This is a genomic window from Pseudomonas fluorescens, assembly GCF_040448305.1.
GTDB classification, from domain to species: Bacteria; Pseudomonadota; Gammaproteobacteria; order Pseudomonadales; family Pseudomonadaceae; genus Aquipseudomonas; species Aquipseudomonas fluorescens_BH.
This window is the reverse complement of record NZ_CP148752.1, coordinates 3,372,737-3,396,677: the sequence shown is the minus strand read 5'-3', so window position 1 is coordinate 3,396,677 and position 23,941 is coordinate 3,372,737. Positions and strand designations below refer to the sequence as shown.

16 protein-coding genes and 1 pseudogene are annotated in these 23,941 nt (G+C 60.7%); 11 read left to right on the top strand and 6 right to left on the bottom strand.

The features are described from left to right. The first annotated feature begins 143 nt into the window (after positions 1–143). From WHX55_RS15305 to WHX55_RS15290, 4 genes and pseudogenes are all read left to right on the top strand, one after another. A complete protein-coding gene (locus tag WHX55_RS15305) occupies positions 144–2,279 on the top strand; it encodes an FUSC family protein (protein WP_353740716.1) in 2,136 nt (711 codons plus the stop codon). Then, entirely contained in the window at positions 2,269–2,469 is a 201-nt protein-coding gene (locus WHX55_RS15300; RefSeq protein WP_032829912.1) for a DUF1656 domain-containing protein, read from the top strand. Before WHX55_RS15305 ends, WHX55_RS15300 begins: the two co-directional genes overlap by 11 nt. 4 nt (positions 2,470–2,473) lie before the next feature. Beyond that, positions 2,474–3,424, top strand: coding sequence for an HlyD family secretion protein (locus WHX55_RS15295; protein ID WP_150753616.1), 951 nt, complete (start codon positions 2,474–2,476; stop codon positions 3,422–3,424). 26 nt (positions 3,425–3,450) lie between these two features. After that, positions 3,451–3,528, top strand: a pseudogene (locus tag WHX55_RS15290) (outer membrane lipoprotein carrier protein LolA); the annotation flags it as partial. Positions 3,529–3,639: 111 nt separating this feature from the next. Here WHX55_RS15290 and WHX55_RS15285 read toward each other — a convergent pair. The 4 genes from WHX55_RS15285 to WHX55_RS15270 all read right to left on the bottom strand — a co-directional run bounded on the left by WHX55_RS15285 (position 3,640) and on the right by WHX55_RS15270 (position 10,744). Beyond that, positions 3,640–5,061, bottom strand: coding sequence for a TolC family protein (locus WHX55_RS15285; protein WP_353740715.1), 1,422 nt, complete (start codon positions 5,059–5,061; stop codon positions 3,640–3,642). Then, positions 5,061–8,240, bottom strand: coding sequence for an efflux RND transporter permease subunit (locus tag WHX55_RS15280; protein ID WP_151213558.1), 3,180 nt, complete (start codon positions 8,238–8,240; stop codon positions 5,061–5,063). The genes WHX55_RS15285 and WHX55_RS15280 overlap by 1 nt, the downstream gene beginning before the upstream one ends. Positions 8,241–8,252: 12 nt before the next feature. After that, on the bottom strand, positions 8,253–9,506 hold the full coding sequence (gene mexE / locus WHX55_RS15275) for a multidrug efflux RND transporter periplasmic adaptor subunit MexE (protein WP_223448641.1): 1,254 nt from the start codon (positions 9,504–9,506) through the stop codon (positions 8,253–8,255). Between the two features lie 320 nt (positions 9,507–9,826). Further along, on the bottom strand, positions 9,827–10,744 hold the full coding sequence (locus tag WHX55_RS15270; RefSeq protein WP_090455287.1) for a LysR family transcriptional regulator: 918 nt from the start codon (positions 10,742–10,744) through the stop codon (positions 9,827–9,829). A 269-nt stretch (positions 10,745–11,013) separates the two neighbouring features. On the opposite strand from WHX55_RS15270, the gene WHX55_RS15265 reads away from it, so the two are divergent. The 4 genes from WHX55_RS15265 (at position 11,014) to pgm (ending at position 17,289) form a co-directional block, all read left to right on the top strand. Continuing rightward, on the top strand, positions 11,014–12,036 hold the full coding sequence (locus tag WHX55_RS15265) for a zinc-dependent alcohol dehydrogenase family protein (RefSeq protein WP_150723799.1): 1,023 nt from the start codon (positions 11,014–11,016) through the stop codon (positions 12,034–12,036). A 561-nt stretch (positions 12,037–12,597) separates the two neighbouring features. After that, complete coding sequence (locus WHX55_RS15260) at positions 12,598–14,088, top strand: hypothetical protein (RefSeq protein ID WP_353740714.1); 1,491 nt, start codon at positions 12,598–12,600, stop codon at positions 14,086–14,088. 40 nt (positions 14,089–14,128) lie between these two features. Further along, positions 14,129–15,529, top strand: a complete 1,401-nt coding sequence (locus WHX55_RS15255) for a PLP-dependent aminotransferase family protein (RefSeq protein WP_353740713.1) — start codon at positions 14,129–14,131, stop codon at positions 15,527–15,529. 113 nt (positions 15,530–15,642) lie between these two features. After that, the gene (gene pgm / locus WHX55_RS15250; RefSeq protein ID WP_151213547.1) at positions 15,643–17,289 is read left to right on the top strand and encodes a phosphoglucomutase (alpha-D-glucose-1,6-bisphosphate-dependent); all 1,647 of its coding nucleotides are present in this window, start codon (positions 15,643–15,645) and stop codon (positions 17,287–17,289) included. 212 nt (positions 17,290–17,501) lie between these two features. On the opposite strand, the gene WHX55_RS15245 is transcribed toward pgm, so the two are convergent. Next, positions 17,502–18,197, bottom strand: coding sequence for a pirin family protein (locus WHX55_RS15245; protein ID WP_353743015.1), 696 nt, complete (start codon positions 18,195–18,197; stop codon positions 17,502–17,504). 279 nt (positions 18,198–18,476) lie between these two features. On the opposite strand from WHX55_RS15245, the gene WHX55_RS15240 reads away from it, so the two are divergent. Further along, positions 18,477–20,951, top strand: coding sequence for a UvrD-helicase domain-containing protein (locus WHX55_RS15240; protein ID WP_353743014.1), 2,475 nt, complete (start codon positions 18,477–18,479; stop codon positions 20,949–20,951). A 169-nt stretch (positions 20,952–21,120) separates the two neighbouring features. Here WHX55_RS15240 and WHX55_RS15235 read toward each other — a convergent pair whose 3' ends face one another. Beyond that, positions 21,121–21,393 carry a DUF1652 domain-containing protein gene (locus WHX55_RS15235; protein WP_150755521.1) on the bottom strand — a complete coding sequence of 91 codons (273 nt, stop codon included), beginning with the start codon at positions 21,391–21,393 and terminating at the stop codon, positions 21,121–21,123. Positions 21,394–21,658: 265 nt separating this feature from the next. On the opposite strand from WHX55_RS15235, the gene WHX55_RS15230 reads away from it, so the two are divergent. Then, on the top strand, positions 21,659–22,474 hold the full coding sequence (locus tag WHX55_RS15230) for a helix-turn-helix domain-containing protein (RefSeq protein ID WP_150755515.1): 816 nt from the start codon (positions 21,659–21,661) through the stop codon (positions 22,472–22,474). 50 nt (positions 22,475–22,524) lie between these two features. Next, positions 22,525–23,931 carry an FAD-dependent oxidoreductase gene (locus tag WHX55_RS15225; RefSeq protein ID WP_353743013.1) on the top strand — a complete coding sequence of 469 codons (1,407 nt, stop codon included), beginning with the start codon at positions 22,525–22,527 and terminating at the stop codon, positions 23,929–23,931. Positions 23,932–23,941: the final 10 nt, after the last annotated feature.

Here is a 23,941-nt window from a genome sequence, read left to right as displayed (position 1 = left end):
TGACGACGCTCACGCTCGATTCGAACGGTTGAACAGCCCTCCACTCGACAATCAACGGGCCTGCAAGCTGCGTCGACAGCAAAACCTCTCGAGGCCCCGCAGCAGTGACTACGCTTGCTGGAGGTGTTTCGACGAGTGTTCCCATGCAAGCGTTGTTGCAGTACTTCAAGGCCATGCTCCACCCCGGGCCCGGGGTGTTGCTGTTTGCCTTGCGAACCATGGCGGCCGGGTTGTTGACCCTGTACCTGGCGTTTTTGTTCGACCTGGACCAGCCCAAGTGGTCGATCATGGCCGTGGTCATCATCAGCCAGCCACTGGGCGGCATGGTGCTGGCCCGCAGCTTTGGCCAAGTGATCGGCACCACGACGGGCGCGGCCGTGGCGGTGCTGATCATGGCGATCTTTCCCCAGGCGCCGTTGCCGTTCATCACCACCCTGGCGTTGTGGCTGGCGTTGTGCACCGCCGGTGGCACCTTGTTGCGCTATACCAGTTCCGGGGCGTTTGTCCTCAGCGGCTACACCGCCGTGGTGGTGGCCTTGCTGGCGGTGCCGGACCAGGACGGCATGTTTTTGCTGGCGGTGACCCGCGTCACCGAGACGTTGCTGGCGGTTGCCTGTGTGTGCGTGGTCAGCCTGCTTACCGCCAGGCCCGAAGCCGTGGCCCGGGATTACTTCGCCAGGATCGATCAAATCACCCGGTTGCTCGCCACCCATGCCAGTGCCGTCATCCGCACCGAAGAGAGCGAAGCCGATTTCCAGCAGCGGCAAATGCAGCTGTTGGGCCAAATCAGCGGCCTGGAGGGCGTGCGCCGGCACATGTACTACGATGCGCCACGGTTGCGCAGTGCCAACGGTCTGGTGCAACTGCTGGGCAACCAATTGGTGCTGTTGACCGCGCGGCTGACCGCCTTGCGCCACCAGCGGCTGCTGCTGACCGAGCGCTGGGAGGGCGAGTTGCCTGAAGAAATTCAACGGCTGCGTGCCGAAGAACTGGCCTTTCTCGATGAGCTGGCGCGGGAGGGACGTTCGCTGTCCAGTGAAAAGCGCCACCATTTCACGTCGCTGCAACAACGCTTTGATGAGCTGGCCTACAGGGCCGAACAATTGACGGAGCCGCTGCCGGCCACCTTGCGTTCGCTGGCCTGGTCACTGCGCTGGGAGCAGGCGCGCCTGCTGCAGCAACTGGAGCAGATTCTGGAGTTGAGTGATGCCATCCAGAGCGGGCGACCGGCCAGCAGCGTGTATCGCGGGCGGGAAAACCCGCTGCACCTGGACTTCACCCTGGCGACCATGAACGCCGTCCGGGCCTTTTCCGCGCTGTTGATAGCCGGCCTGATCTGGATCGAAACCGGCTGGGACGGTGCGCGAGGCGGGATGGTGCTGGTGGGCATCCTTTGCTCGCTGATGTCGACGTTTCCCCGGCCGCTGCTGGCGGTGCAAAGCTACGCCAGGGGATTCGGGCTGGCACTGGTGGCCTCGGCGCTCCTTCAGTTCATGTTTGTGCCGATGATCAGCAATTTCGAGATGCTTGCCTTGCTGCTGGCGCCCTTGCTCTACGCCGTTGCGGTGGGGCTGGCCAGTCCACCCACCACAGGTACCGGTATTGGCCTGGGGCTCACGACCTTTCTGTTGCTTGGTCCGTTGAACGTGGGGATTGGGCAAAACACTGCCATTCAGTGGTTCGAGTTTGCCGGGGCCTATACCTGCGCGACCGTGCTGGCCTTGAGTGTCTATGCGCTGATCTTTCCGTTCATGCCGGATTTGCGCATGCGCCGGCTCCACAAAGAGAACTGCGAACAGGTGTACGCCTTGCTGAAAACCTCGGCGAGCGATGAACAGCAGTTTGCCTTCGAGAGCCGCATGGTTGATCGCCTGACCATGATGCTCGGCGTGCTGCCGGCGACCCGGGAGCCACAATCGCGGGAGCAGTTCCAGGTCAGCCTGGCCTGTATGGCACTGGGTATTGCCTTGAATCAGCTCAGGCAGCAAGGGCAGAACAACGCACTGCTGAGTGCGGATCTGCAAAGTCGCCTGTTTTCGACAGTCCGGGAAACGGGCAGGCTGGTCGCCGGCCGGCCCGGGGTCGAAGTGGCGCAGGTACTTGATAGTCTCCACACACTGGGCGACGACCTGGATGCCCTGCATACCGATGTTCATGCGCACTTGTGGTCGGTATTCCGTATGCGCGTAGCGCTGTTGATCGTGGTGTCGTTCGTCGAGCGTTATCGCGGCTACTTTCAACCCTCAGGCCCTGAAGGAGACCCTGTCCTTGCCCATTGATCTGGAAGTGGGTGGCGCCTATCTGCCCCCGATTGCCCAGGCGCTGCTGCTGGGCTTGCCGATTTTCCTGCTGCTGGACTGGACGTTGCGGCGTCTCGGTGTGCTGCAGTTTGTCTGGCACGAGGCGTTGTTCGAAGGAGCGCTGTACGCCTGCGTCTGCGCCACGCTGATTCTGGTCATGGGAGCCTGATGCCTTGAAGAACATCCTTTCCCGACTCTCGACGGTGGCAGTGGTACTGCTGGCCTTGATCCTGGGCTGGTTCGCCTGGGAGCATTACACCCGCGCGCCCTGGACCCGGGATGCCCGGGTGCGCGCCGATGTGGTGACCTTGTCCGCCGACGTCTCGGGGCGAATCGTCAGCCTGGCCGTGCAGGACAACCAGCATGTGAACAAAGGCCAGGCGCTGCTGGAGATCGATCCGGCGCGTTACACCCTGGCGGTGGAGCATGCCAAGCGCGCGGTGGAGGTGGCGAAAGCCTCACTTGGGCAAGCCCAGGCGGCCATTATCGCCAGCGAAGCCTTGCTCAAACAACGTCAGAGCGAAGAGCAACGGCGGCGCACGCTCAAGGATCGTTCGGCGATTTCCGGCGAAGAGTGGGAGAAAGCCAACACCGATGTGTCGGTGGCCCAGGCCGACTTGATGCGTAATCAGGCCAATCTGGTGTTGGCCCAGGCCAACGTGCAACTGGCCATCGCGGCCTTGACCCAGTCCGAGCTCAATTTGCAGCGTACCCACGTCGTCTCCCCGGTGACCGGCTTTGTCACCAATCTGCTGACCCGGGAGGGCGACTACGCCTCAGCCGGCGGTCCATTGCTGGCGCTGGTGGACAGCGACAGCTTCTATGTCAGCGGTTACTTTGAAGAAACCAAGTTGCCGCGGATCGGGGAGGGCGACCGGGTCAAGATCGAGTTGATGAGTGGCGAAACGTTCGGCGGCAAAGTGCAGAGCATTGCTTTCGCTATTGCCGACCGGGAAAACCTGCCCGGTGGCCGCCTGCTGGCGAATATCAACCCCAGTTACACTTGGATCAAACTGGCGCAACGGGTGCCGGTGCGGATCGAGATCGATGCCGACTATGCCGGTAAAAACAATCTGAGGGCCGGAACCACGGCCACGGTGACCGTCCAGGAAAACCATCGCTAACCCCTGTAGGAGCGAGCCTGCTCGCGATGGTCGACAACGATGACGCGGGAGGCCTGAAAAAACGCGGCGCCCTGGAGTTTTTCGCGAGCAGGCTCGCTCCTACAGGGGTGTGAGGTGTTTTTGAGAGCCAAAAAAAGCCCCGCGACCGAATGAGACGCAGGGCAAAGGAATTTGGTTGGTTGCGGCCAACCAAAGGAGCACTTCAAGACATCGGGTTAATTGCTCGCGACCGTCTCCGGCTGCCAGCCGCCACCGAGGGCCTTGTAGATCGCGACGATGCCGCGATACAGGTCGACTTCGGCCTGGGCCTGGGTGTCTTCGGCCGCCAGGCGTTCACGCTGGGCGTCGAGCAGCACGAGGAAATCGGCGCTGCCTTCGCGGTAGCGGATCTCCGCCAGGTCGGCGGCCGAGCGACTGGACTCGCTCTGGCGAATCAACGAGATCAGGCGCTGCTGGCGTTTGCCGTAGTCGCTGAAAGCGTTTTCAGATTCTTCCAGGGCCAGCAACACTTGCTGCTCGTAGGTCGCCAGGGCGCCTTCGGCATCGGCGTCGGCACCACGCAAACGGGCCTTGACGCTGCCCAGGTCAAACGCCGCCCAAGTAATGCTCGGGCCGAGTGCCCAGGCGTTGGCCGCCGAGGAGCCGATCTGCGAACCGCGCCCTGCCGTAAAGCCCAGGAAGCCGCTGAGGCTGACCCGCGGGAACAGATCCGCCTTGGCCACGCCGATACGTGCCGTGGCCGAAGCCAATTGGCGCTCGGCACTGCGAATGTCCGGACGGCGTTGCAACAATTCACCCGGATCACCGATCGGTAATGCCTTGGCGATCGCCGGCAAGTCTTTCGGGCTCAGGTCCACGGTCAGCTTGTCCGGACGTTCACCCAGCAGGGTGGCGATGCGGTTTTTCTGTCGGATCTGTTCGGCCTGCAGTTGCGGCACGCTGGCTTCAACCGACGCCAGTCGCGCATCGGCGCGCTCCACATCGAGCTGATCGCCGACGCCGGCATCACGCAGGCTGACCGTGATCTTGCGCGACTCCTGCTGGTTCTGCAGGTTGGCCAGGGCAATTTTCTCCCGCAACTGCGCGCCGCGCAGTTGCCCGTAGGAATCCACCAGTTCGGCAATCATGGTGACTTGCAGTTGGTACAGGTCGGCCTCGAACGCCTGTTGCTCGGCGTTGGCCGACTCCAGGTTGCGCTGGATGCGACCAAACAAGTCAATTTCCCAGGCCATGTCCAGGCCCAGGTCATAGCGTTCGCTGTTGACCCGGTCGGTGGTCTGGCCCGGAATCTGGCCTTTGCCCAGGTCACTGCTGACGCGGCTGGTGATGGTTGGCATGGCGTCGTTGCTGACGTCATCGCGGATCGCCCGTGCGGCTTTCCAGCGGGCGAAGGCGACGCGCAAATCGCGGTTGCCTTGCAGGGATTGCGTCACCAGCTGGTTGAGGGTCGGGTCGTCGAACTGCTGCCACCAGATGCCTTCGAAACGCGAACGGTCAAAATTCTTCTGGCCGGCGGCGCCATCGGTGGCGGCCGTGATGTTGGCCGCCTCGGTGGTTGGCGTCTTGTAGTCCGGGCCCACGGCACAGGCACTCAGGGCCAGTACCAGCAGGCTCGGCAGGAAGGCTTTCAAACTCATCAGTGCGACTCCAGCTTCAGGGCGGCCTTGGCGGCTTTGCGCGCTTGGCCGCGCTCGACAAAGTTACGAATCAGTACGTAGAACACTGGCGTCAGCAACAGACCGAAGAAGGTCACCCCGAGCATCCCGGAGAACACTGCCACACCCATGGCATGACGCATTTCGGCACCGGCACCGCTGGAGAACACCAGCGGCACAACACCCATGATGAACGCGAAGGAGGTCATCAGGATCGGCCGCAGACGCAGACGGCACGCTTCGAGTACCGCCGCCAGCGGGCTCAAGCCTTCCTCCTGTTTGTCCTTGGCAAACTCGACGATCAGAATCGCGTTCTTACAGGCAAGCCCCACCAGCACGATCAAACCGATCTGGGTAAAGATGTTGTTGTCGCCACCGGAAGCAATTACCCCGGTAATGGCCGACAGCAGGGTCATCGGCACGATCAGGATCACCGCCAGTGGCAGGCTCCAGCTTTCGTACTGAGCCGCCAGTACCAGGAACGCCAGCAGCACGCAGAGCGGGAACACGAACAGTGCGGTGTTGCCGGACAGAATCTGCTGGTAGGTCAGGTCGGTCCATTCGTACGTCATGCCGTTGGGCAGTTCTTCCTTGAGCAGTTTTTCGATGGCTTTTTCGGCCTGGCCGGAGCTGTAGCCGGGGGCTGCCGCACCGTTGATTTCAGCGGTGATGAAGCCGTTGTAGTGCATCACGCGGTCGGGACCTGAGGTGTCGCTGACCTTGATGAAGGTCGCCAGCGGGATCATCTCGCCTTTGTTGTTACGCACTTTCAGCTGGCCGATCTGGTCGGATTCGAGACGGAACTGTTGCTCGGCCTGAACGTTGACCTGATAGGTACGGCCAAAGCGGTTGAAGTCGTTGGCATACAGCGAACCCAGGTAGATCTGCAGGGTGTCGAAGATGTCACTGACGGCCACGCCGTGGGTCTTGGCTTTTTCACGGTCGATGGCGGCATCGACCTGGGGCACGTTGACCGTGTAGCTGGTGAACAGGCCGGCCAGTTCCGGCACGTTGTGGCTCTTGTTGATGATGTTCATGGTTTCCTTGTACAGCTCTTCGTAGCCCAGGTTGCCCCGGTCTTCGATCTGCAGGCGGAAACCACCGATGGTGCCCAGGCCTTGTACCGGCGGTGGCGGGAAGATCGCCATGTAGGCTTCCTGGATGTTCGCGTACTGGCCGTTCAAGGCTCCCGCGATCGCACCGGCGGACATGCTCGGGTCTTTACGTTCGTCGAACGGTTTCAGGGTCACGAACACGATGCCGGCGTTCGGGCTGTTGGTGAAGCCGTTGATCGACAGGCCAGGGAAGGCCACGGCACTTTCCACGCCGGGTTGTTTCAGCGCCAGGTCGGACATGCGCTTGATCACGTCTTCGGTACGGTCCAGGCTCGAGGCATCCGGCAGTTGCGCGAAGGCCACCAGGTATTGCTTGTCCTGGCCGGGTACGAAACCGGTCGGGGTGCTGGAGAAACCGAAGAAGGTCAGGACCATCAGGCCGGCGTACAGCAGCAGGGCGATACCGCTTGAGCGGATCACGCGAGCAACGGTGCCGACATAACCATGGCTGGCCTTCTCGAAGAAGCGGTTGAACGGACGGAACAACCAGCCGCCGAAAATCTTGTCCAGCACCTTGGAGAAGCGGTCTTTCGGCGCGTCATGGCCCTTGAGCAACACCGCGGCCAGGGCCGGCGACAGGGTCAGGGAGTTGAAGGCCGAGATCACCGTGGAAATCGCGATGGTCAGGGCGAACTGCTTGTAGAACTGGCCGGTCAGCCCGGAAATGAACGCCGCCGGAACAAACACCGCACACAGCACCAGCGCCGTCGCAATGATCGGGCCGGTTACCTCGCCCATGGCTTTTTTGGTCGCTTCGACCGGGGTCAATCCGAGTTCGATGTTCCGCTCGACGTTCTCCACCACCACGATGGCATCGTCCACCACGATACCGATCGCCAATACCAGGCCGAACAGCGACAAGGCGTTGAGCGAGAAGCCAAACAGATGCATCACGGCAAAGGTACCGATCAGCGATACCGGCACAGCGACCAGCGGAATGATCGAGGCGCGCCAGGTTTGCAGGAACAGGATCACTACCAGTACCACGAGGATCAACGCTTCGAAGAGGGTGTGAACCACCGCCTCGATGGAACCGCGCACGAAGATCGTCGGGTCATAGACAATGCTGAAGTCCATGCCTTCGGGGAAGGTCTTCTTCAGCTCGGCCATTTTCGCCCGGACTTCGTTGGAGATTTCGATGGCGTTGGAACCCGGACGCTGGAAGATCGGGATCGCTACCGCCGGCTGGTTGTTCAGCAGGGAACGCAGGGCGTACTGACTGGAACCCAGTTCAACTCGGGCGATGTCTTTCAGGCGAGTGATCTCACCGTTACTGCCTGCGCGAATGATGATGTTCTCGAACTCTTCCTCGGAAACCAGGCGGCCCTGAGTGTTGACCGACAACTGGAAGCTTTGGGCATTCGGGGCAGGGGGCGCGCCCAAGGCACCGGCCGCCACCTGGCGGTTCTGTTCACGAATCGCGGTGACCACATCGGTGGCGGTCAGGTTGCGCGAAGCGGTCTTGTTCGGATCGAGCCAGACACGAAGCGAGTAATCGCCCATACCGAACAGTTGCACGTCACCGACACCGCCCAGCCGCGCCAGCTCATCCTTGATGTTCAGGATCGCGTAGTTGGACAGATAGAGCATGTCGTAGCGTTTGTCCGGCGAGGTTAAGTGCACCACCATCGTCAGGTCGGGCGACGCCTTGTCCACGGTGATACCGATGCGCGTCACTTCCTCGGGAAGCTTCGGCTCGGTGCGGGTCACACGGTTCTGCACCTGCACCTGGGCGTTGTCCAGGTCGGTGCCCAGGGCAAAGGTGATGGTCAGGGTGATCTTGCCGTCAGCGGTGGATTGCGAGGACATGTACAGCATGTTCTCGACGCCGGTGATGGCTTGCTCCAGGGGAGCGGCCACGGTTTCGCCGATGACCTTGGGGTTGGCACCCGGGAAGTTGGCGCGGACCACCACGGTCGGCGGCACCACTTCCGGGTATTCGCTGATCGGCAACTGGAACAGCGAGATCGCACCGGCGATCAGGATCAGCAGCGATAGAACCGCCGCGAAGATCGGCCGCGAAATGAAGAATTGGGAAAAATTCATCGTAAAAATCCCTTAACCGCGTGGGGTCGTGGCAGCCAGTTTCACAGCCGTACCCGGTGCAACCCTGGCAGGCGCGACTTGGGGCAGGTTGCTGGCTTCCAGCGCTTGGCGTTGTTGTGCGAGTGCCGCGAGGGTTTGTTCGCTGGCCATCGGAATCACTTCAGGGGTGACCGGTGAACCAGGGCGTACCCGTTGCAGACCCTTGACGATGATGGTGTCGTCCTTGTTCAGGCCGTTGCGCACGATGCGCAGGCCTTCGATCTTCGGACCCAGTTCCACCGCGCGGTAGGCGGTCTTGTTGTCGCCATCCATCACCAGCACGAACTTCTTGCCCAGGTCGGTGCCGACCGCTTCATCGTTGATCAGCATGGCGCTGTAGGTGCCGCTGCCCACCAGTTTCAGGCGTGCATACAGGCCCGGGGTGTAGCTGCCATCGCTGTTGTCGAACACGGCGCGCCCACGGATGGTGCCGGTCTTCGGGTTGACCTGGTTGTCGACGAAGTTCATCACGCCCTGGTGCGGGTTGCCGTCCTCGTTGGACAGGCCCATGTAGACCGGGGTGGTGGCGCCGCGCTTGCCCTGGCGAGCGAGCTCGGTGTACTTGAGGAACACACGCTCGTCCGCGTCGAAGTAGGCGTACACCTTGTCGGTGGAGACCACACTGGTCAGCGGGGTGGTGTCGGCGGTCACCAGGTTGCCGGCGGTGATTTCCGCACGGCTGACGCGGCCGCTGATTGGAGCAGTCACGCGAGTGAAGCTCAGATTCAGTTTGGCCAGGTCCAGCTGCGCTTGCAGGGCACCGACGGCGGCGCGGGCTTCTTGAGCAGCGCTGGTACGCGAATCGGCCAGTTCGGCGGAAATGGCGTTGCTGGTGCGCAGGCGCTCACCGCGCTGGGCTTCGTTTTCGCTGCGGGTGGCATTGGCGCGCGATTGTGCAACCAGGGCTTCGAGGCGGCGGACCTCAGCCTGGAACGGACGCGGGTCGATCTGGAACAGCAGGTCGCCTTTCTTGACCAGGGCGCCTTCAGTGAACGCCACTTCATCGATCTGGCCGGAGACCCGTGGACGAATCTCGACGGTTTCCGGCGCTTCGAGGCGGCCGGTGAATTCGTCCCATTCGTTGACCGGTTGTTCCAGCACCTTGGCCACGCTGACCTTGGCCGCTGGCATGCTGGCGGCGGTTTCCGGGGCCTTGCCGCAAGCGCTGATCACCACTACGGCCAACAAAGCCAACGGGAAGCGCAAATGTTTGAGTGACTGTTCCATGGATGCATCCGCCAATGTGTTGAGATTGGCGAATGATGCGCGGCGGGTTTGTATCTCACGAATCGAATGGGGCGAAGGTAACTATCATTCGGAATGATATAAGACCCAGGCCAGCCCTCTAGCCTGCGCCTTGTGTTCGGTCGTCATCAACTGGATTGATGACAATTGTGTGTTGCATTGGATGCAATAGTCGGACTTGGAATCGTGTTGCGGCTTTCGCGAGCAGGCTCGCTCCCACAGAGGGATCATGTACACCACAGAACCAATGTGGGAGCGAGCCTGCTCGCGAAAGGGCCGGAAGCCTTCCTGCAAAATCAGGATCAGGCCAGACTGTCCGGATCCCCGAAAAACATCTGGATCCGCGAGCGCAACCAGCGCTCCCCTGGATCGTTATCCTGGGACCCGCGCCAGGCCATGTGCAGTTCGAAGCTGCGCACCGGCAACGGCGGATCTTCGGCCCGTACACCGCCGGCAGCGGTCAGTGCATCGGCGGTGTAGTCGGGCACTGTAGCCACGATATCCGTGCCGGCGAGCAGGGTGCTGAGTCCGTTGAACTGCGGCACGGCGAGCACCACATGCCGCTTGCGCCCGAGCTTCTCCAGCTCTTCATCGATGAAACCGCTGAGGTCGCCGGCGAACGACACCAGTGCATGGGGGCGAGCGCAGTAATCATCCAGGCTCAACGGCCCCGGCACGGTGTCGGCGCGCAACAGCTTCGGCTGGCTGCGGCGCAGTACCTTGCGCTTGGCGTTGGCCGGCAGGTCGGTGGTGTAGCTGACACCGATGGATATCTCGCCGGATGCCAGCAACCCCGGCATCAGAATGTAGTTGACCCGGCGCACCACCAGCACAATCCCCGGCGATTCGGCACGCAGGCGCTTGAGCAGCATGGGCAGCAAGGCGAACTCGACGTCGTCCGAAAGGCCGATGCGGAACACGGCGGTACTTGTGGCAGGATCGAACTCGGCCGCGCGGCTGACGGCAGTGGAAATCGAATCCAGCGCCGGCGAGAGCAGGGCGAAGATCTCGACCGCCCTGGCGGACGGCTCCATGCTGCGGCCGGTACGCACAAACAAAGGATCATCGAACAAGCCGCGCAGGCGCGAGAGCGCCGCACTGATGGCTGGCTGGCCGAGGAACAGTTTTTCCGCAGCACGGGTCACGCTGCGTTCGTGCATCAATGTTTCGAAAACGATCAACAGGTTCAGGTCGACACGACGCAGGTCATTACGATTCATCTGGAGTCCTGGCAGAGTCAGCAAACTTGACGTGGGCGGCCATATGAGAACAATGGCCAGCAGGAATATTACGGGGAAAGGCTGGTACTCTGCACCGGGTAATTCAGATTTCCTGCAAAGGCGGCTTCGGTTTCTCACGGCATTTGACGATGTCGCCGCCGCTGCGGAATCAATGACAGGCATGTCGACTATTAATAGCCACAGATAGTGTTGGGTTGAAAGCCCAGCTAGAGTTCAAGGCATTAGAGGTTCATTTGGCGAGGTTTGCGATGTCCCGCACGATCCGTTTTCACAAGTTTGGTCCTGCCGAGGTGCTCAAATGCGAAGAGCATGCGGCGTCTTTGCCTGCACCGGGCGAAGTGCAGGTGCGCGTCGAGGCGATCGGCATCAGTTGGTATGACACTCTCTGGCGCCAGAACCTGGCCCCGTCCCATGCTCGTCTGCCTTCAGGCCTTGGCCAGGAGATGGCCGGTATCATCACTGCTGTCGGTGATGGCGTCGATGACCTGGAAGTCGGTGACAAGGTCGCCAGCTTTCCGGCCCAAAGCCCGAACGACTACCCGGTCTACGGTGAGCTGATCGTTCTGCCACGCTCGGCAGTCACCCGTTATCCGGATGTGCTCAGCCCGATTGAAGCCAGCGTGCACTACACGCCGTTGTTGATCGCCTATTTCGCCTATGCCGATCTGGCACGGGTCAAGCCCGGGCAATTCGCCCTGGTGACTGACGCGAGTCATTGCGCCGGACCTTCGTTCGTACAACTGGGCAAGGCCTTGGGTGTTCGAGTGATCGCCGCGACCAAGACTGCGGAGGAACGTGAATACCTGCTGTCGCTGGGTGCCGAAAAAGTGATCGTTACCGAGGAAGAAGATCTGCTGATGCGGATCAACAAGATCACCGATAACCGTGGCGTGGACGTGGTGTTCGATGGTTTGGGCGGTCCGCAGATGTCGTTGCTTGGCGATGTGCTGGCACCTCGCGGCAGCCTGGTGCTGTACGGCCTGCAAGGTGGCAACCAGACGCCTTTCCCTGCCTGCGCAGCGTTCCAGAAGAACATTCAGTTCTTCGTGCACTGCATCGGCAACTTCACTGGCAAGCCGGAACTGGGCATCACCCAGGACCAGGCCGCACTGCAACGTGCCTTGCGCGACATCAATCAGCTGACCGCCGACCGCGTTCTGCTGCCGCTCAAGACTCGGGTCTTCCCGTTTGCCGAGTTTGTCGAGGCACACCGCTACATGGACGAATGCCCGTGTCACGAGAGGGTCGCGCTGCAGGTCGAACCGGCCTGACACTCACCCAACAGCCCTCCCAAGAGTCCGTGCCCGCACGGACTCTTTCGTTTCAGCCCCCCTTCCCAAAAAAAGCCGTCGACCCGCAGGCCGGTCCAGCAACTGAACTGGTTTTTGCTCGTAATCTGTAGCTTCTAATCAGCCACTAAGCCCTGATAATTGAATGATTACTTTCATCTCAAGGAATGAGTCATGGCTGGGTGTCAGGCTGAAACTTTTCAATGTGCGCCGTCGGTGCAAATCTCCAAATTAGTTTGTTGTTGTTTAGTTGCCAAAAACACAGCGACAACTTCCTTCTTTATTTCTTGTATTAAGTGTCTGTGGGACTTTGTCGGACATTTCCTAGGACGCCGGTTTCAAACGAACAAACCCTTGCCAGCCGGGCGCTCCGGCCTCACCTTCGTCGTTAAACCGAGGAGGTGTTGCGATCGTTTCAAATGATTTCAAGAAAATTCAAGTGTTAGCATTTGGCAATAAAGTCCATGACTCCATTCGCCCCGACAGTCCAACGGGATTTGCTGTCTGCGCGATGTTGAACTTACGAGTATCAGGTAAATAAAGATGACCAGCATCCATGACCAAGCGATGAACCATGTCTATCAACAAGTGCTGCAGCGACTGCTGGGTTTTTTCTCCCGTGCCGAACGCACTGCATTGCAATTATTGATTCAGCGTCTGGCGGTGGCGGCGGGGGGCATGGAGCACATTGGCGATTACAAGGTGTTGGCGATCCAGTCCGGGGCCCGTGACAACTGCTACACCCTGGCACTGTTGCGTGCTGCGCAGTTGACCATTGCCACTCGGTCGCCGGCGACATTCCAGTTGCGCATCGCCTCGTTGCGGTTGAACGGGGCAAACTGCGCGGCCGTGGAAAACATGCACCGGACCAACAGCGCATTGTTTGTCTATGACGATCCCCGGGTCGAGGTGTTGATGGTCGATGATCGGGAAGTCTTGCCATTCAACCACCTGACACCAATCTCCGACGCCGGTCGCGAGTCCGGTCGCCTGAACCTGCTGCTGATCGGCCATCGCCGGGAGTGGCGTGGCGGGTTCGACCTGTGGGATGACGGTTATCTGGCCACGGGAGAGTTCTACGGACAAATCGCCCGCTGGGACGGTGGTGTCGACGCCTTGCTCAGCAGTGACACGCCGCGTCAGCAGAAGCAGTTCATCGAGGGTTTGAAACGGGCCGCCACCAAGGCAGGGCTCAAGCCTTCGCCCGCAGGCGAGGCCGGTTATGCGGGGTTGTTTGCATTGCTCGATGAACTGGGCAGCGACTGTTATCACGCGTTCTACGCCGATTGCGGCCAGGCCCGGTGGCGTCCGCAAGAGCGCTTTGAGACCTGTCGTCGTACGGCCTGCATCGACATTCACGACCTGCTGGTCAGCAACCTGGAGGAGCGCTGGCCATTGCTGACTGACTTTCTCCGGTTCCAGCCTGACGAACTGTCCGCGCAGATCAGCGACAATGAATTCGTCAGCCCGTCGATCTCGGCGCACGTCAGGGGGTTGCAGGCGTGCTACGTGCAGGGCCGCAATTACGAGTCCGGAATTGCGCAATACCTGCAACGCGCCTTGGTGATGATGCGCCGCAAGCGCTTGCCCGAGCGTTTGTGCGAGCAGGCCATCGAGGTCTTCGGCAACCCGGCGACACGGATCGAGCAGCGCGCCCGAGCTGCGGCCGAAGCGCAAAAGAATCTGGGCCTGAGCGAAGCACAACTGGTGTGCCTGCTTTTTTCTCCTTTCATCGAAAAGGGTGCGGGGCTTGAGCGTTTCCTGCGTCAGTGCCATCCCGGCATGCTGGTGGCCATGCCCGAGTTGCATCGGGCCATGCAGGGGCATCCGGTCGCCGAACAGATCATGCAATGGATGATTGATGTCAGCGGATTGCCCGTCAGCCTGATTGGCCAGCTTTACCGCATGGAGTGGACGCCCGCAGGCGCTGGCGGGGCGGCTGAAGCAAACATCCAGAGGGCCGCGTCGCAACATACGCCGGGCGATCCTGATGCTGACAGCACGTTGGCGGATGAATGGTCAGCGGGTCACTGAGCGTGGGCGGATTTTCAGCCGGTGCGGTTGGCCTTCGCCCATGAAAGGTCCACGAGAAACGGATTTCGCCTATCAGGCGGTTTATCGGTACCTGGTCAGCCTGATCAATGAGTCTGAAGGGGATTCGCGCATCCGCCTGCCGTCGCTGCGGCATCTGGCGGAGCGTCTCAATGTGTCGATCTCGACCATTCAGTACGCCTATTCGTTGCTGGAGAAAGAAGGGCGCGTCTATTCGGTGGCCAAGTCCGGTTACTACGCATTGCCAGTGTCCTCAATCAACCTGCAGGACAGCGGCAGCGATCTGCTGGAAGCGGTCTACGTCAATGCCAGGCGTCCGGGGATGTTGGTCTTGAGCGCCGATGAACCGGCGTTGCTGCAGCCGCTCGACAGTCCTTTGTTGCTGCTGGAGCGGGAGTTGCTGCGCCAGTATCCCCGCCAGCCGCAGTCGCCTTCGCAACCCTGTGGCGAGCTCGAATTGCGCACCGCCCTGGCTGCCCGCTACACCACGTCTCCCATGCGTTACTGGCACGCCGATGATGTCTACATCGGCGCAGACCTTCGCGGTGTACTGGAAATCCTGATCGCCGTGCTGGGCTTGAAAGACGCCACCGTGGTGGTCGAATCGCCGTGCGACTGGACGATCCTGCGTTTTTTTCAAGCCGCCTGCGTGCGGGTTATTGAATTGCCCGTGCAGGCCGATGGCTGCCTGGATCCGGAACGGCTCAACATGCTGCTGGATACCGAGCCGGTAAGGCTGGTGATGCTGTCCTCGGCCCTGAACATGCCCCGTGGCAGCCTGGCGCCTGACGAAAACAGGCAGGCCATTGCCCGGCTGTTGGCCGCGCATGACAGTTGGGTGCTGGAGAACGACTGTTATGGCGAACTCGGATTCGACCTGGGCGGCGTGCGCTTTCGCGACTTGCTGGACCCTGAACGGCTGATGGTGTTTTCCACGTTCGAGAAAATCATCGGGCCTGAAGCGCCCTATGGTTATCTGCTTTCAAGGCATTTGAGCGCTGAACTGCAACGGCACTTTCTGCTGCGCTCCTTCCGTCTCTCGCCGATTCGCCAGAAAGCCATCGCCCGTTTGTACAGCAGCGGTCGCATCGATCAACACCTGCTGGTGCTGCGCCGGCTACTCAAGGAGCGCAAGAGTCAAATGACCCTGTTGTTGCAGGAGCGATTGGGGGATGCCTTGCATTTCGTCGAACCAGAAGGTGGTGCAACGATCTGGGTGCGCTCGTTGCGTCGGGTCAATGTGCGTCGTGTGTTCCAGCGCCTGCTGGCCCATCAAGTGGTCATCGCGCCGGGCGAACTGTTCAGCCTCCACGGTCTGCACGGACAGCATCTGCGCTTGAGTCATACCTTCGGCGGCGATCACAACCTGGCGGCCGCACTGGGACTGCTGGGGGATGCGCTACGCCTGGAATCAATCGAGTGAGCGAGACAAAAAATAACAACCTCCGCTGTGTTGGATCGATCCCATCGCCTTGCGGTCAAACTGCCAGTAAACTGCGACCCAATTCCTGAACCACTCTATTCCAGAGGTTTTGCATGACACTCAGTCCTTTTGCGGGTAAACCGGCACCGGCAGAATTGTTGGTCGACATCCCGCGACTGGTAACGGCCTATTACACCGGCCAGCCGGATGCCGCGATTTCGACCCAGCGCGTTGCCTTCGGCACGTCCGGGCACCGGGGCAGCTCGTTTGACTTGAGTTTCAACGAATGGCACGTGCTGGCGATCAGCCAGGCGATCTGCCTGTACCGCGAAGCTCAAGGTATCGATGGCCCGCTGTTTGTCGGTATCGACACCCACGCGCTGTCCACGCCAGCCGGCGCCAGTGCCCTCGAAGTGCTGGCGGCCAACGGTGTGACCGTGATGATCGCCGAAGGTGACGAATACACGCCGACCCCGGCCATTTCCCATGCGATCCTCTGCTACAACCGCGGTCGCACCAGCGGCCTGGCCGACGGCATTGTCATCACGCCGTCCCACAACCCGCCGCAAAGCGGTGGCTACAAGTACAACCCAACCAACGGTGGTCCGGCCGATACCCACATCACCAAGTGGATCGAAGCCAAGGCCAACGAACTGCTGGCCAACAAGCTCGCTGGCGTCAAGCGCATCAGCTACGAGCAGGCACTGAAGGCCAGCACCACCCATCGACACGATTACCTCAACACCTATGTCGCCGACCTGATCAACGTGATCGACTTCGACGCCATCCGCGATGCCAGGCTGCGCCTGGGTGTCGATCCGCTGGGTGGAGCAGGGGTGCGCTACTGGTCGGCGATTGCCGAGCATTACCGCCTGGACCTGGACGTGGTGAACAAAGAGGTCGACCCGACCTTCCGCTTCATGACCGTCGACTGGGACGGCCAGATCCGCATGGACCCATCGTCCAGCCACGCCATGCAAGGCCTGATCGGCCTGAAACAACGCTTCGACGTGGCGTTTGCCTGCGATCCGGACCACGACCGCCATGGCATCGTCACGCCGTCCGGTGGTTTGCTGGCGCCGAACAACTACCTCGCCGTGGCCATCGACTACCTGTTCCAGAATCGTCCGCAATGGCGCGCCGATGCTGCCGTGGGTAAAACCGTGGTCAGCAGCGGCCTGATCGATCGCGTGGCCAAGCGCCTGGGTCGTCGCCTGTACGAAGTGCCGGTCGGTTTCAAATGGTTTGCCGACGGCCTGTTCGATGGGTCGTTAGGTTTCGGCGGTGAAGAAAGCGCTGGCGCCTCGTTCCTGCGCAAGGACGGCGGTGTCTGGAGCACCGACAAGGACGGTTTGATTCCGGCCCTGCTGGCCGCCGAGATGACGGCCCGGACTGGGCGCGACCCGAGCCAGGCGTATCGTGCCTTGACCGAGGAACTGGGTGAGCCGTTCTCGGTGCGGGTCGACGCCAAGGCCAATCCGGAGCAGAAAGCACTGTTGAGCAAGCTGTCGCCGCAACAGGTCACCTCGACCCAACTGGCGGGCGAGCCGATCCAGAGCATCCTCAGCCACGCACCGGGCAATGACCAGGCCATTGGCGGCCTCAAGGTCATGACCGAGAACGGCTGGTTCGCGGCGCGTCCATCGGGCACGGAAGACATCTACAAGATCTACGCCGAAAGCTTTGTCAGCGACGACCACCTCAAGCAACTGGTGGCCGAGGCGCAAACGCTGGTCGATGGTGCCATTTCCGCGAAGTAAGCGCGGTAACTCCCACTGGAGCTGCATATAACCCTGTGGGAGCGAGCCTGCTCGCGATGGCGGACTGTCAGTCAGTATCAATGCTGGATGTCAGGCCGCCATCGCGAGCAGGCTCGCTCCCACAAGGGGCACGACTTTCAGGAATTACCCTGATCAGCAAAAAAGGGGCGACCAATACGGTCACCCCTTTTTTTGCGTTTGCGTTCAGCGAATCAAGCCAGATCCACCAGAACAATCTCGCTGTCCTCGATGGCCGTCACCCGCAGTACGGTCTCATCGGCAACCGCGACACCATCTCGAGCTTGTGCACGCAAGCCATTGACCTCAATGACCCCGGTGGCCGGCACCAGGTAAGCACGACGGCCCTTGTCCAGCGCGTATTCGGCAGACTCGCCGGCCTTCAGGTTGGCCGCTACCAGCCGGGCATCGGCGCGGATGCGCAGGCTCTGATCGTCGCCTTCCTTGCCGCTGGCCAGGGTGACAAAACCTTCGCGGTTGCCCTTCGGGAACGGCTTGGCGCCCCAGGACGGGGCCAGGCCGGACTCGTTCGGGATGATCCAGATCTGGAAAATCCTCGTCGGCGTCGCTTCCAGGTTGTACTCGCTGTGGGCGATCCCTGTGCCGGCACTCATGACCTGGACGTCACCGGCTTCGGTGCGGCCCTTGTTGCCAAGGTTGTCCTGGTGGGTAATGGCGCCTTCGCGGACATAGGTGATGATTTCCATGTCGCGGTGCAGGTGTTGCGGGAAACCGGTGCCGGGAGCGATCACGTCGTCGTTCCAGACCCGCAGGTTGCCCCAGTTCATGCGCTTGGGATCGTAGTACTCGGCGAACGAAAAATGGTGGTGAGCATCCAACCAGCCGTGGTGAGCGCCGCCGAGCGAGTTGAAAGGTCTGAGTTCAAGCATGATCGTCTCCAGAAAAGGTTCGTCATGGGGCCAGGTGCCTGAGCCACGAAGCGAGACCGGTGAGTGATGACGGCCATCATCCAACAGGCAACAATCGATAAAAAGCGTAAAAAATGCAGCATTCCCATCGAATGGATTGATATAAAACGAACTCGAAAGTTTCTCATCCAGCTTTCACTTCATCGCATAAGCCAATGAGTCATAAGCAATTCACTAGAACTCAAGGGCAAATGCAGACACCATAGCGCTCAACAGCCTCACACCCTGGAGTCAGTCCGCGTGCCGCAACACACCCCCGATCTTCCGCCTGAACTTCGCCCCCTGGCCGAGATGCCGCTGATCAAGCGATTGCTCGCCCGATTCTTCGGCTACAGCCTGACCCGCCTGCACGCACAGCATCGTGCGTCTTGGTTGCATGGCCAGGCCGACGGTTTTCGCAGCGGTCACAGCGCCGGGGTCGATTACGGCTACAGGGAAGGCAAGCTCGAGGGGTTGGAGGAGGGTCGACAGGTCCTGCTGATCCGTGACTCGCGCAGCACTGAGCACCGACCGCCGAATGTCGATGACTTGCTGTTCGACGATTGGCGCCTGCCTTTGAGCGCCGAGCTGAAGAAACGCATGAAGGCCGATGTCGCCCGGTTGTTGCCAGCCCATGCCCAACCCAGCGCCGCACAGTGGAAAATGATCTTCAGCGATACACCGTCCACCTCGGTGATTGCGGGTGCCGGTGCTGGCAAATCGACCACGTTGGTGTTGCGTATCTTGCTGTTGACCCATTACCTGGGCTTTGAACTGAGTTCGATGACGGTGGTGACCTTCACCCGTGAGTCGCGCAAGGACTTCATCAACAAGCTGATCGAACTGTTTGCGCTCTGGGGTCGCGCGATCAGTTTCAAGGAGGCGCGGGACCTGGTGCGCACCTTTCACTCGCGGATCCTGCCGATGGTGCGCAGCCTTCCGGGTTTCGAGCGCCTGCAGGCTTTTGAAAACCTCAGCCTGCGGGCCGCACAGGGTGACGAGGAGGCCGACAGCAATCCGTTCGATCTGCGCATCAACGACGCTCAACGCCAGCAACTCAACGCCTGCTATCACCGGCTGCACAGTAACGACGAGCGTTTTCGCGAGCTGATCAAGCCATTGTCCCGGCATGCCTTGCAACTCAAGGAGCTGGAGCGCGATCACCCGGATGTGCAGAAACGCATGGGCGTTACCGAGCTTGCGGCCAAACGCGATGAAGAACTGTGCGACGCCATTGAGGACCTGTGGTTTCGCGCCGGTGCCTGGCCCATCAAGGGCATCGAACCGAATCGCCAGTCGTTCGATATCAACGGTTCGACATTCCATTGCCACGGCTACATCCCGTCCCTGGATGCCTGGGTGGTGCTGGGGTTCGATCCTAGGGAAAACCCGCAGGTCACGCGACCGAACGCCAAGCTAACGGTACGCGCAGAGTGGGCAGTAAAGCGCACCCTGTTTCAAGCTTTCTGTCGTAAGCCATTGATATGGATTGATAGTTACGAATCATCAAAACGTGTCTTGGCCTCGCTCGCCGGCGATGCCAGCGCCGGGCCGGGCTTCGATTACAAGGTCAAGGGCGAGCTCGCTTCAGCGCCACTGCTCGATTGCTTTGTCGCCGCCGCCGGGTTCATCGAAAACCTCGGGCTGGACGTGCCGGGCGCGGTAGGTCAGATGAGTTTCGCCAAGGACGATCCCGACCGGTTCTTCTTCGAAGCCTTGAGTCTGTACTGGCGGGCGCTGGAAGATCACTTGCTGGACCAGAAGCCGCCGATCATGACCTACAACCGCATGTTCGCCCTGTTCAGCGAGCATTCGCCGGAGAACCTCAAGCTGCTCAGCGATGAGTTGCTGCGGCCGCTGTCACACCTGATGATCGACGAATTCCAGGATGTCTCGCCGCAGATCGTCTCCTGGATCAGGGCCAGCCTGGCAGAGATCCGCAGTCGCGGACCGGCCATGCACGTCGGGCGCGGGGCCCAGCGCTCCTCGCTGCTGTGTGTGGGCGATGACTGGCAGTCCATCTATGGGTGGCGCGGCAGTTCGCCGACCTACTTCATGGAGTTCAACAAGGAATTCCCGTCGCCGAGCACCACCAAGGTCATGCTCAGCGACAACTACCGCAGCCACCAGCACATCATCGATGCCGCCGAGCACATCGTGCGCGCAGCACCGGCGATTGCCGGGAAGAAAGCCAAGGCCAGCGGCGAACCCAAGGCGTTGCTGCCAGTGAACGTCCTCGATCGTGATGACCAGGGCATGGCCCAACGCCTGATGGAGCATTACCGAAAGGGCGATTCGATCTTGATGCTTTATCGTAAAAGCAGCGATAAGTTATTGATAGAGGAGCATATTCAGTCGGTAGTTAATGTTGATTCTAGCTTGCCGCATGAAGCTCGCAGGCTCAAACAACTGACGTATCACAGCGCCAAAGGCCTCCAGGCCGATGCGGTGTTTTTACTGGGCGACTGCCAGCACCTGACCAGCTCACCTTACAAGAATCAGGTCTACCGGATGGCAGGCCTGGGCAAGGCCGGTGACAGCGAACCCTACGACAACGCCCAGAAGGACGAAATCCTGCGGCTGGCCTACGTGGGTATTACCCGCGCCGTCAGCCATTGCTACTGGTACGTCGACGCACAAGACACCCAGGCTGCGAACATGCCAAAGGCCTCCGACCGGATCGGCAAGGGCAAGGCGTTTTTTGTCGATCATCGTAAAAGCCAGACCTCCGCCTGACTCGGGACCCTGTAGGAGCCGGCTTGCCGGCGATGGACTCAAGAGCGCCGCGTTTAGTCAGGGAATACGCATTATCGTTAACGTCCTTCGCGAGCAGGCTCGCTCCTACAGGGGAGCAGCGCTCAACAAAAAGCCCACGTGAAGTGGGCTTTTTTTGTGCATTCAGTCTTCAGGCATAACTCCTGAACGCTTCTGGTGGAACGAAGGCTTCAAGTTCATCCTCCACCGCTTCGATTATCAGTTCTACATCCGCAGCATTCATGACGGTGGCGCACGGAATACCGGCAATGGCGATCATGGTCTCGCCAGTGGCACGATCAAAAAGACGGGCAATCATGCTGCCCGGGGCGTCCATGCTCGCCTCGAAACCCATGGGATGAAAATGCCAGCGCATCAGCTGGCAGGCGTTTGGAAACGTAACCTTACTGAACCCTTTATTCATGTGTTGCCCGCCTTCATTATCGAGCGCGTCCGTTAGCTCATGGTAGGAGGGAAGAACCTTCATTGGTTCAACCAGTGACAGTGTTTAAAAGTAGCAGCCGGATGTGAAAAGAATGTGGATTTTTCAGGCCATTTGGCGATTGCCGTCATTTTTTTGATTCAGATCACGCTTCGTTCGCATTTGCGACCAAAAACCGTTATCCGTTTAGTCGTTGAAGACAAAGCCGAAGTTGGGCAAGCTCGGTGTTTTTCCGTCGAGATGTTCAATGCACGCCGATGATGATGGCCCGCTGCAAACCCAGGCCACGGGCGAGACGGTCATGCGCTATCACTTGCGCTGGAAGCACCGGGATCTGGACGGCGTCATGGCGCTTTATCACCCTGAAGTCCAGTACAACGATTTCTTCCAGAACAAAATCATGGGCCTGGCCGAATTGCGCGAGTACGTACGCAACAGCATGCCCCGGGATCCGGATGAGGCGCTGGAGCATTCCGACCGCATTCGACTGGACGGCAACACGGCGTTCATTCAGTACCGCATCACCCTGCGCGGCGGTGAAGGACTGGTGTCGTTCCGCGCCAGCGAAGCGATCACCGTCAAGGACGGGCTGATCTGGCGGGTCAATGAATATGCGTCATTGGTGCACGAGCAACCCGGCAGCAAAACGTCCGGCAACCAGCGCCCGGCGGTCAGCCGACTCGGCCTGTCGCCGCGCCAATTGAGCTTCATGGCCGATGACCTGCAGCAGTATTTCCAGGGTCAACAGCCTTATCTGGACCCGGAGCTCGATCTGCAACGGGTGGCGAAGGAGTGTGGCTACAGCCGCAACCAGATTTCATACCTGTTGAACCAGGTGCTGGGCCAGAGCTTCTACCGCTACGTCAACCAGGCACGCCTGCGACATTTGCTTGCAGCGCTGGATGCCGCCACACCGCCACTGCGTATCGATGAACTGGCCTTCGCTGCCGGATTCAATTCGCTGTCGGCGTTCTACAGCTGTTTCCGCCAGCACACCGGCCAGTCCCCCAAGGCCTACGTCAAACAAATTTCTTTGCGTGCACGCGCGCAAGACAGCGCCTGAGCCCACGCACTAGGATCGACGCCATCGAAGTTTGAGTGGCGGAGTCTTGCATGCCGGCGTGGCGCACTATCAGTTTGTGGATGGACCAGCTCGACGAGCCGCTATTGGCGCGTCCGGCGCTGGAGCGGGATCTGGATGTCGACGTGGCGATCATCGGCGCGGGCTACACCGGGCTCTGGACCGCGTACTACCTCAAGCAACACAAACCAGACCTGAACGTTGCCATCGTCGAAGCGCAAACCGCCGGTTTCGGTGCATCGGGGCGCAATGGTGGCTGGCTGATGGGCAATTTGCTGGGGGAAGATCGCCTGCTGGCCAACCTGCCGGCCGAAGAACGCCGTGCCTCCTACGATTTGTTGCACAGCATTCCGGATGAAGTGGAGATTGTCCTCGAACGCGAGGGGATCGACTGTGATTACCGTAAAGGCGGGGTGCTGTATTGCGCCGCTCGCTATCCGGAGCAGGAGGCCAGCCTGCGTCACTATCTGGACGATCTCCATCGCCAGGGCCTCAACGACAGCCACTATCGCTGGCTGACCCCGCAACAACTGGCGCAACAGATCCGCGTCGCCAAACCCTACGGCGGCATCTACGCGCCGCACGTGGCGACCATTCACCCGGCCAGACTGGTACGGGGGCTGGCCCGGGCGGTGGAGCGCCTGGGCGTCAGAGTCTACGAAAACAGCCCGGTCACCCATTGGCAGTCCGGCGGCCTGCGCACGGCGAAAGCTTCGGTGCGCAGTCGCTGGGTGGTGCCGGCGGTAGAAGGCTACTCCGTCACGCTGCCGCCATTGGGGCGTTATCAGATGCCGGTGCAGAGCCTGATCGTCGCGACCGAGCCCTTGTCGGCGGCCACCTGGGACGAAATCGGCCTGAGTCACGGCCAGGCGTTCAGCGAGGCCAGTCGCCAGGTCACCTACGGTCAGCGCACCGCTGACAACCGACTGATCTTTGGCGCCCGGGGCGGCTACCAGTTCGCCGGCAAGCTGCGCCACGACTTCGACCTGACTGCTGACGAAATACAGCTGCGGCGCTATCTGTTCGGCGAACTGTTCCCGCAGTTGAAGAACGTGCAGATCACCCATTCCTGGGGCGGCAACCTGGGCATGTCCCGGCATTTCCAGCCGCACATGCTTTGCGACCGGGCCAACGGCATCGCCCTGTCTGGCGGCTATGGCGGGGAGGGCGTTGGCGCCAGCAATCTGGGAGGCCGCACGCTGGCCGACCTGATCCTGGGGCGCGACACCGAACTGGTGCGCCAGCCGTGGGTTATCCCCCAGCGCGGTCTCGACGCACTGCGGGCCTGGGAGCCGGAGCCGATCCGCTGGCTCGGCTACAACGCGATCATCCGCAGCTTTGTCCATGAAGACCAGACCCTGGCCAACCCGGCCACTGCGCCGTGGCGGCGCAAGCTGGCCAGCGGGGTCGCCGGTTTCATGGAAGGTTTCATGCACTAAACGGCGCGCT

What these genes read in the sequence shown, in the direction of transcription:
- WHX55_RS15305 (WP_353740716.1), top strand. Translation starts at nt 144, where the DNA reads ATGCAAGCGTTGTTGCAGTACTTCAAGGCCATGCTCCACCCCGGGCCC.
- WHX55_RS15285 (WP_353740715.1), bottom strand. Translation starts at nt 5,061, where the DNA reads ATGAGTTTGAAAGCCTTCCTGCCGAGCCTGCTGGTACTGGCCCTGAGT.
- WHX55_RS15280 (WP_151213558.1), bottom strand. Translation starts at nt 8,240, where the DNA reads ATGAATTTTTCCCAATTCTTCATTTCGCGGCCGATCTTCGCGGCGGTT.
- mexE (WP_223448641.1), bottom strand. Translation starts at nt 9,506, where the DNA reads ATGGAACAGTCACTCAAACATTTGCGCTTCCCGTTGGCTTTGTTGGCC.
- WHX55_RS15270 (WP_090455287.1), bottom strand. Translation starts at nt 10,744, where the DNA reads ATGAATCGTAATGACCTGCGTCGTGTCGACCTGAACCTGTTGATCGTT.
- WHX55_RS15265 (WP_150723799.1), top strand. Translation starts at nt 11,014, where the DNA reads ATGTCCCGCACGATCCGTTTTCACAAGTTTGGTCCTGCCGAGGTGCTC.
- WHX55_RS15260 (WP_353740714.1), top strand. Translation starts at nt 12,598, where the DNA reads ATGACCAGCATCCATGACCAAGCGATGAACCATGTCTATCAACAAGTG.
- WHX55_RS15255 (WP_353740713.1), top strand. Translation starts at nt 14,129, where the DNA reads ATGAAAGGTCCACGAGAAACGGATTTCGCCTATCAGGCGGTTTATCGG.
- pgm (WP_151213547.1), top strand. Translation starts at nt 15,643, where the DNA reads ATGACACTCAGTCCTTTTGCGGGTAAACCGGCACCGGCAGAATTGTTG.
- WHX55_RS15245 (WP_353743015.1), bottom strand. Translation starts at nt 18,197, where the DNA reads ATGCTTGAACTCAGACCTTTCAACTCGCTCGGCGGCGCTCACCACGGC.
- WHX55_RS15235 (WP_150755521.1), bottom strand. Translation starts at nt 21,393, where the DNA reads ATGAATAAAGGGTTCAGTAAGGTTACGTTTCCAAACGCCTGCCAGCTG.
- WHX55_RS15230 (WP_150755515.1), top strand. Translation starts at nt 21,659, where the DNA reads ATGCACGCCGATGATGATGGCCCGCTGCAAACCCAGGCCACGGGCGAG.
- WHX55_RS15225 (WP_353743013.1), top strand. Translation starts at nt 22,525, where the DNA reads ATGCCGGCGTGGCGCACTATCAGTTTGTGGATGGACCAGCTCGACGAG.